The sequence below is a fragment of the Streptomyces sp. MK37H genome (assembly GCF_018035285.1).
Lineage (GTDB): Bacteria > Actinomycetota > Actinomycetes > Streptomycetales > Streptomycetaceae > Streptomyces > Streptomyces endocoffeicus.
The window spans coordinates 21,461-29,696 of the sequence record NZ_JAAAYH010000065.1; the positions used below are offsets into that span (position 1 = coordinate 21,461).

General features: G+C 68.9%; 7 protein-coding genes and 1 tRNA gene. 7 read left to right on the forward strand and 1 reads right to left on the reverse strand.

Annotated features, from left to right (window positions below; translation table 11 throughout):
- Nucleotides 1-67: 67 nt before the first annotated feature.
- Nucleotides 68-481 (reverse strand): SsgA family sporulation/cell division regulator, encoded by a 414-nt coding sequence (locus GWI24_RS12600; protein ID WP_003959770.1) that lies wholly within the window; start codon nucleotides 479-481, stop codon nucleotides 68-70.
- A 190-nt stretch (nucleotides 482-671) separates the two neighbouring features.
- On the opposite strand from GWI24_RS12600, the gene GWI24_RS12605 reads away from it, so the two are divergent.
- From GWI24_RS12605 to GWI24_RS12635, 7 genes are all read left to right on the forward strand, one after another.
- A complete protein-coding gene (locus GWI24_RS12605; protein ID WP_210946037.1) occupies nucleotides 672-1,127 on the forward strand; it encodes a TIGR02611 family protein in 456 nt (151 codons plus the stop codon).
- 66 nt (nucleotides 1,128-1,193) lie between these two features.
- Nucleotides 1,194-1,265, forward strand: a tRNA-Val gene (locus tag GWI24_RS12610).
- Between the two features lie 257 nt (nucleotides 1,266-1,522).
- Nucleotides 1,523-2,803, forward strand: a complete 1,281-nt coding sequence (locus GWI24_RS12615; RefSeq protein ID WP_210946038.1) for an ABC transporter substrate-binding protein — start codon at nucleotides 1,523-1,525, stop codon at nucleotides 2,801-2,803.
- Between the two features lie 11 nt (nucleotides 2,804-2,814).
- Complete coding sequence (locus GWI24_RS12620; RefSeq protein WP_210946039.1) at nucleotides 2,815-3,816, forward strand: carbohydrate ABC transporter permease; 1,002 nt, start codon at nucleotides 2,815-2,817, stop codon at nucleotides 3,814-3,816.
- 115 nt (nucleotides 3,817-3,931) lie between these two features.
- The gene (locus GWI24_RS12625) at nucleotides 3,932-4,789 is read left to right on the forward strand and encodes a carbohydrate ABC transporter permease (protein WP_210946040.1); all 858 of its coding nucleotides are present in this window, start codon (nucleotides 3,932-3,934) and stop codon (nucleotides 4,787-4,789) included.
- Nucleotides 4,790-4,808: 19 nt separating this feature from the next.
- Nucleotides 4,809-5,408 (forward strand): hypothetical protein, encoded by a 600-nt coding sequence (locus GWI24_RS12630; protein ID WP_247616264.1) that lies wholly within the window; start codon nucleotides 4,809-4,811, stop codon nucleotides 5,406-5,408.
- Between the two features lie 77 nt (nucleotides 5,409-5,485).
- Entirely contained in the window at nucleotides 5,486-8,233 is a 2,748-nt protein-coding gene (locus GWI24_RS12635) for a Tat pathway signal sequence domain protein (RefSeq protein WP_210946042.1), read from the forward strand.
- Nucleotides 8,234-8,236 lie beyond the last annotated feature (3 nt).

The window sequence follows — 8,236 nt, forward strand, 5'->3', positions numbered from 1 at the left end:
GCGGTCGCGCCCCGGCTCGCGCCGTCTCCCCGAGTCGGACGGCCGAGCGCTCAGCTCTCGCCGGGTCTCAGCTCTCCGCCAGGATGTGGGAGAGTTCTGTGTCGAGGTCGAAATGGCGGTGTTCGGTACCGGGTGGCACCGCGGCGTCGGTTCGCTTCAGGAACGACTCCAGGGCCCGCGCCGGGGCTTCGAGCAGTGCCTCCCCCTCCGGGGAGCTCAGGGCGATGCAGACGACTCCCTGGCCGTGGCTGCGGGACGGCCACACCCGGACGTCGCCGGTGCCGGTGGGCCGGTGCAGACCCTCGGCGAGAAGATCGCGGGCAAATACCCATTCGACCGTCTCTTCGGCTCCGGTGTGGAAGGTGGCGTGCACGGCGTAAGGGTCGGCCGTGTCATACCGCAGGCCCGCGGGTACAGGCAGTGAGGATTCGCTCGACACAACGAGGCGCAGGTGCAGCTCGCAGCTGACCGTGGTGTTCATAAGCGCCAGGGCCTTTCGCTCAGTGTGCGCTCGGGGATTCGCACGTCGGCGAAATCGACATGCCACCTACGGTGCCGTTGTAAACCCCTCTGACCGTTTTGCGGCTCTTCTGGTAGCTCATGCGGCCCAGCTCCGGACCGGCCACTGCCGCCGTTCCGGTGACTCCAAACGATCAGGTAAGTTGGGTCACATGAATGCGGAGAGTGACGGGCGGCGCGGGGCCGGCGAAGCGGGGCCCCAGGTCGCGACGGGGGACGATGCGCCGAAGAAGGAGCCGGTATGGGGCTCCCGGGCGCCGCGGTTCATCAAGCGGTCGCGCCCGCTGCACCTGAGCTGGCAGGTCGGCGTGTTCATCGTCGGCCTCGGGGTGGTGGGTCTGGGTGTCATCCTGCTGCCCCTGCCCGGTCCGGGATGGCTGGTGATCTTCGCCGGAATGGCGATCTGGGCGACCGAGTTCGTCTGGGCCCAGCTGGTGCTGGCCTGGACCAAGCGCAAGGTCACCGAGGCGGCGCACCGTGCCCTGGACCCGAGGGTGCGCAGGCGCAATCTCATACTGACCACGATCGCGGTGGTGATCTGCGCCGTGGCGGTCTCGGCCTATGTGTGGAAGTTCGGTGTCGTGATGCCGTGGAAGATCGAGCAGTGAGCGGTCCGGCGTCGTAGGACTGGTCATGAGCACGGTCCGGCATGCGCTAATGTTGGGCGTGCGCCAGGGCGATTAGCTCAGTGGGAGAGCGCTTCGTTCACACCGAAGAGGTCACTGGTTCGAACCCAGTATCGCCCACCCTGGACCGAGGGCCCGGAAGGCATCTGCCTTCCGGGCCCTCGGCGTTGTCGCATGTCCGAAGGTGTCCGGTGCCGGGTGGTCGGCGCGGTCCTCCCAAGCGCTTTCGTTGAAGCGCTTCACCTCGATCCTGAGCGATCCTGTCCGAACCGTTGACGTACGCCTCGTTGGTCCCTAACTTGTCCCGGCAAGCGCTTGCCTAAAACGTTTCAAGCTAGCCGGGGGCAGTCGGACGACCTGCCCGGGAGGGGCGTGTCATGGGTGCTGGGCGATGGACGGCGAGGGCGAGAGGGGCCCGGGCGGCCGCGGCCGTGGTGGCCGCGCTGGGGCTGCTGGCCACCGGCTGCGGCGGGGGAAGCGGTTCCGGAGACGGCAAGGTGACCATCCGCTACTCATGGTGGGGTGCCAAGGACCGCGCGGAGCTGATCCAGAAGACGGTCAAGCTGTTCGAGAAGGAACATCCGAACATCAAGGTCAAGACGGACTTCTCCGAATACACCGACTTCTGGAGCAAGTTCAATACCCAGGCCGCGGGCGGAAACGCCCCGGACGTCTTCCAGAACTCCTACGCCTTCCTGCGCAAATACGGAGACAAGAACCTACTGCTGGATCTGAACGGTCAGGCCGACGCCGGAAATCTCAGCCTGAAGGGATTCCGCGCCGGACTGGAGAAGGCCGGGGATATCGACGGCAAGCTCCTCGGAGTGCCGGTCGGCGCCAATACCTTCGCCTTCTTCTACAACCCGGACGCGTATCGGAAGGCCGGAGTGACCGTCAAGGACGGATGGACCTGGGACGACTTCTTCGCGGCCGCCAAGAAGGTGCGCAAGAGCGACGGCACCCTCTACGGCGCCAGCGACAACGCCAATGTGATGTACCTCTACGACCTGTATCTGCGGCAGAACGGCAAGGCGTTCTTCACCAAGGACAACAAGCTCGGCTTCACCAAGGACGACCTCTCCGAGTGGTGGGGCCGCTGGCAGCAGCACGCCAAGGCCGATGAGCTGGTGCCGGGCAAGAAGACCGAGCAGGCCAAGCCCAAGGCGTCGATCAGCGCCGATCTGTCGGCCTCCGAGTTCACCTGGGACAACTTCCTGGTCCGCTTCGCCGCCGAGACCAAGACCACCCTCGACCTCGGGCCCATCCCGACCACGGACGGCAAGCGCACCGGCCAGTACCTCTCCTCGCTGATGCTCAGCGGCTCCGCCCGCACCCAGCACCCCAAGGAAGTCGCCCAGTTCATCGACTTCATGACCCATGACCCCGAGGTGGGCAAGATCATGGGCTATAACCGCGGCATCCCGGCGACCACCACCCAGTACGACGCCTACAAGCCCGAGGGTGTCGACGCCAAGATCGCCGCGTATGAGAAGAGCGTGAGCGCCAAGCTGGAGCCGATCACCCCGCATCCGGCCGGCGCCGATGTCGCCGAGGCCGCCTTCCTGAGGATCTACACCCAAGTCGCCCTGGGGCAGACCTCGATGGGCAAGGCGGTCGACCAGTTCTTCAGCGAGGCCGAGTCCGCGCTCGGCTCGTGAGGAGAGCTTCCGTGACACCGACCACGACGCGTGCGGCGGACGGAGTGCGGCCTCCCGGCGGGACGACCCCCGAGAAGGCCGCCCCCGGCACCCGTCCCGCCCCGGCGGCGGGGCGGCGGCAGCGCCGCCGGGAGACCCTCGCGGGCTATCTCTTCCTGACGCCCTGGTGCGTCGGGATCCTGCTGCTCACCCTCGGCCCGATGCTCGTCTCGCTCTATCTGGCGTTCACCGACTACAACCTCTTCGACTCGCCGAAGTGGATCGGGTTCAAGAACTTCCAGGACCTCTTCGAGGACGACCGCTGGTGGACCTCGGTCCAGGTGACGCTGAAGTACGTACTGATCGGCACCCCGCTGAAGCTGGCGGCGGCGCTCGCCGTGGCGTTGCTGCTGGTCAAACCCCGTAAGGGCCAGGGCTTCTACCGCTCGGCGTTCTACGCCCCCTCGCTCATCGGCGCCAGTGTGAGCATCGGCGTCGTCTGGCGGGCGATCTTCAACGACGACGCGATCGTCGACAAGTCGATGAGTCTCTTCGGATGGGATGTCGGTGGCTGGATCGGCGACCCGGACTGGGCGCTGCCCACCCTCATCACCCTGACCGTCTGGCAGTTCGGCGCGCCGATGGTGATCTTCCTGGCCGGGCTGAAGCAGGTGCCGGGCGAGTTGTACGAGGCCGCCGAGATGGACGGCGCCGGCCGCTGGCGGCGGTTCCGGTCCATCACCCTGCCGATGATCTCGCCGGTGCTCTTCTTCAACCTCCTGCTGGAGCTCATCCACTCGTTCCAGGTCTTCACCTCGGCGGTGGTGATCGCGGGGTCGGGCACCAACACCGGCGGACCGGGCGACTCCCTGCTGGTCTACGGCTGGTACCTCTACGAGCAGGGCTTCCGCAATCTGCGCATGGGCTACGCCGCCGCGATGGCCTGGATGCTGATGCTCGGCATCGGCCTGGTGACCGCCGTGCTGTTCAAGACCCAGCGCGGCTGGGTGCACTACGAGGAGGATGCCAGGTGAGCGTGGACCGGCGGGCTGCGCGGGCTGGACTGACGAGCCGCGCAGCGGCGAAGGAGCGAGCAGTGACGAAGGAAGCCCGCGCTGGTAAGCGCGCCGGGGCTGAGCGGGAGGCGGCGTGAGTGCTTCTGTGGCGGTCGGGCGGCGCCGTGCACGGTCCGTCGTGTGGCATGCGGGGGCGCTTGCCGTGCTGGCGGTGATCCTCTACCCCGTGGTGTGGGTGATCGGCGGCTCGTTCAAGCCCGGTGACCAGATCGTCGGCAGCCTCCAGTTGCTGCCCACCGATCCGATCACCGACAACTACCGCCGGCTCAGCGATGGCATCGCGGATGTGCCGATCTCGACCTTCTTCACCAACTCGCTGCTGCTGGCGGCCGGTTCGGTGATCGGCGTGCTGTTCTCCTGCTCGCTGGCGGCCTACGCCTTCGCCAGGATCCGCTTCGCCGGGCGCAACGCGCTCTTCACGCTCATGATCTCCACCCTGCTGCTGCCGTTCCAGGTGTTGATCATTCCGCAGTACATCCTGTTCCAGAAGCTGGACCTGATCAATACGTATGTGCCGCTGCTGCTCGGCAAGTACCTGGCGGCGGACGCCTTCTTCGTCTTCCTGATGGTGCAGTTCATGCGCGGGCTGCCCCGGGAGCTGGACGAGGCGGCCCGGCTGGACGGCTGTGGCCATCTGCGCATCTACTGGAACATCGTGCTGCCGCTGTGCCGCCCGGCCCTGATCACCAGCGCGATCTTCACCTTCATCTGGTCCTGGAACGACTTCATCGGACCGCTGCTCTACCTCAACGAACCGGACAAGTACACGGTCTCGCTGGGCCTGAAGCTCTTCATCGACCAGGACTCCGTCGCCGACTACGGAGGCATGGTCGCCATGTCGTTGGTCGCCCTGCTGCCGGTGCTGCTGTTCTTCCTGGCCTTCCAGCGCTATCTGGTCGAGGGCGCGGCGACTTCCGGGCTGAAGGGCTGAGGCCGTCATGGGAAAGAGCATGGAAGCTGCCAGGGGAGCAGCCGCCGTACGGCGCACTGCGCACGGCTCGCCGCGCTTCGCCCTGTTCGCCGAATGCCTGCTGACCGGCGTCTGGGTGGTGCTCGCCGCCCTGCCGGTGATCACCCTGCTGCCCGCGTTCGCCGCCGGCTGTGCGCATCTGAGCCGCCATCTGGACGGCGAGCGGTCCACCTGGCGGGACTTCCTGGCCGGGCTGCGGGAGGCGACCCGGAGCGGCTGGCGGTTCTCCCTGCTGTGGTGGGCGGCGCTCGCGCTGCTCGCCTTCGATCTGCGGGTGGCCCGCTCCGGGGCCCTGCCCGGCGGGCCCGCGCTGATCGCCGTGAGCGTGGCGGGCCTGCTCGCGGTGGTCGTCCTCGGGCTGCGGACGGCGGCCTTACGGCGGCCCGGCACCGCATGGCCGACCGCCGCCCGTACCGCCGCACGCCAGGGGCTGGCCGCCGACCCCGGCGGATCGCTGCTGCTCATCGGCGGGCTCGCCGTACTCGCCGTCGCCGCCTGGCAGATGCTGCCGCTGATCGCCCCGGCGGCGGGCGCCCTCGCGGGCTGTGCGGTCGCCGTGGAGCGCCGCGCCCGCGTCTGACCCGGCTCCGCCCTCCCCGGCGCCTCCTCCGCCGGTTCATGTCATGCACCTGCCCCCGAACGAAAGGTGAAGCGGACATGCCCCCGATCCCCCGACGCAACCTCCTCAAGGCCGCCGCCGCCACCGGCGCCGCCGTGCCGTTCTCCTGGCTGCTCGCCCACAACGCCCCGAAGGCCGCCGCCGACAGCCCCGCCGGGAAGGCCGCCGACGAGCCCGTGGACATCACCTGGCTGGAGGACGGCGGTCTGGGCGCGGCCGCGGGCTCCACCTTCGGCGTTCCCTGGCCCAAGGGCGCCCACCCCGGCGACCGGACGTTCGCGCTGACCACCGCCGACGGCACACACGTGCCCCTGCAGACCTGGGCCACCGCCTACTGGCCCGACGGCTCGCTGAAGTGGACCGCGCACGCGGCGGGGGAGGGCCTCACCGGCAGCGCCTACCAGCTCACCACCGGCACGCCCACCGCGCCCGCCAAGAAGGTCACCGTCTCCGAGAGCGGCGGCAGGATCACCGTCGGCACCGGGGTCATCAAGGCCGTCATCAGTAAGGACGGCAAGCAGCTCGTACGCTCCGTCACCCGCGGCTCCACCGAGATCGCCCGCGACGGCCGGCTGGTCCTGCTCCGCCAGGGCGACGTGGACGACGGCGACCACGGCCGTGCCGAGTGGGAGCGGTTCGACGGCGAGATCAGCGGGGCGAAGGTCGAGCAGAAGGGCCCCGTCCGCGCCGTCGTCCGCATCGACGGCAAGCACCGTAACGGCCGCCGCGCCTGGCTCCCCTTCAGTGTCCGGCTCTACTTCTACGCGGGCGCCGACTCCTTCCGTATGGTGCACACCATCACGTTCGACGGCGACCAGGACAAAGACTTCATCCGCGGTCTCGGCGTCCGCTTCTCCGTGCCGATGCGCGACGCGGCGTACGACCGCCACATCCGCATCGCGGGCGAGGGGAAGGGATTCCTCACCGAGGCCGTCAAGGGCGTCACCGGGCTGCGCCGGGACCCCGGCGCGAGTGTCCGCACCGCCCAGGTCAAGGGCGAGAAGCTGCCCGACCCGGCCGACTGGGACCAGCGCGTCACCTCCCGGCTGCATCTCATCCCCACCTGGGGCGACTACACCCTCTCCCAGCTCTCCGCCGACGGCTTCACCCTGCGCAAGCGCACCAAGCCCGGCCATGGCTGGATCGCGGCGGGCGGCGGCGGGCGGGCGAGCGGCTTCGGCTACGTCGGCGGCGTCAGCGGCGGACTCTCCTTCGGACTGCGCGACTTCTGGGAGAAGTTCCCCGCCCAGCTGGACATCCGCGGCGCCGCCGGGGCCGAGGCCGAGGTCACCCTGTGGCTCTGGTCGCCCGAGGCCCAGCCCATGGACCTGCGCTTCTACCACGACGGCATGGGCCAGGACACCTACCCCGAACAGCTCGAGGGCCTCGAGATCACCTACGAGGACTACGAGCCCGGCTTCGGCACCCCGTACGGCATCGCCCGCACCAGCGAACTCACCTTCTGGGCCAACGCGGCCACCCCCGACGCCGACACCCTCGTCCGGCAGGCCGCCGCCGTGCGCACCCCGCCCCAACTGGCCGCCGGACCCGCCGACCTGGCCCGCGCCAAGGTCTTCGGCGGCCTCTTCGCCCCCGTCGACCGCTCCACCCCCGCCAAGGCGAAGGTCGAGGACCGGCTGGACTTCCTCTTCGACTACCACAAGGGCCAGGTCGAGCAGCGCCGTTGGTACGGCTTCTGGGACTACGGCGACATCATGCACACCTACGACGGCGACCGGCACCAGTGGCGGTACGACGTCGGCGGCTACGCCTGGGACAACACCGAGCTCTCGCCCGACCTGTGGCTCTGGCTGGCGTATCTGCGCTCCGGCCGCTCCGACATCTTCCGCTTCGCCGAATCGATGACCCGGCACACCGGCGAGGTCGACGCGCACCACCTCGGCAAGTGGGCCGGACTCGGCACCCGGCACGGTGTCCAGCACTTCGCCGACAGCGCCAAACAGCAGCGCATCTCCACCGCCCTGTACCGCCGCTACTACTACTTCCTCACCGCGGACGAGCGGATCGGCGACATCATGCACGCCCTCGTCGACTCCGACGAGACGTTCCTCGTCCTCGATCCACAGCGCAAGGTCCGGGACGACCCCGACTACGAGCCCGATCCGCACGCTCTGGACATCGGCTTCGGCACCGACTGGAGCGGCCTCGCCGGGGCCTGGCTCACCGAATGGGAGCGGCGCGGGCCGAAGGCGAAGAAGGCCGAGGCGCGACTGCGCTCCACCATGGAGACCATCGCGGCCCAGCCCAACGGCTTCGTCCAGGGCAGCGGGCTGTACGACCTCGACACCGGCAAGTACGCCATCGCCGACCGGCCCAAGGTCAGCGTCTCCCATCTGTCCGCGGTCTTCGGCCTGGTCGAGGTCTGCGCCGAGGTGATCGACCTCATCGACCTGCCGAAGTTCAAGGAGGCATGGCTGGACTACTGCCGCTACTTCAACGCCACCAAGGCCGAGCAGAAGGCCCGCTACGGCACCGACTTCGGCTCCCTGATCCTGGTCCAGGGCCACTCCCGGCTCGACGCCTACGCCGCCGTCCAGCTGAAGGACGACAAGCTGGCGGCCCGCGCCTGGCAGAAGTTCACCGAATACCACGAGGGTGACGGCTACCCCGACGCCACCATCAGCTGGAAGTCGGTGAAGGTCGAGGGCCCGGACGTGCTGGAGCCCGGCGTCGAGGCGGCCTGGGTGAGCACCAACGCCACCGCCCAGTACGGCCTCGCCGCGATCCAGAACCTCGCGCTCGTCGGCGACAAGCTGCCGGGCTAGGGG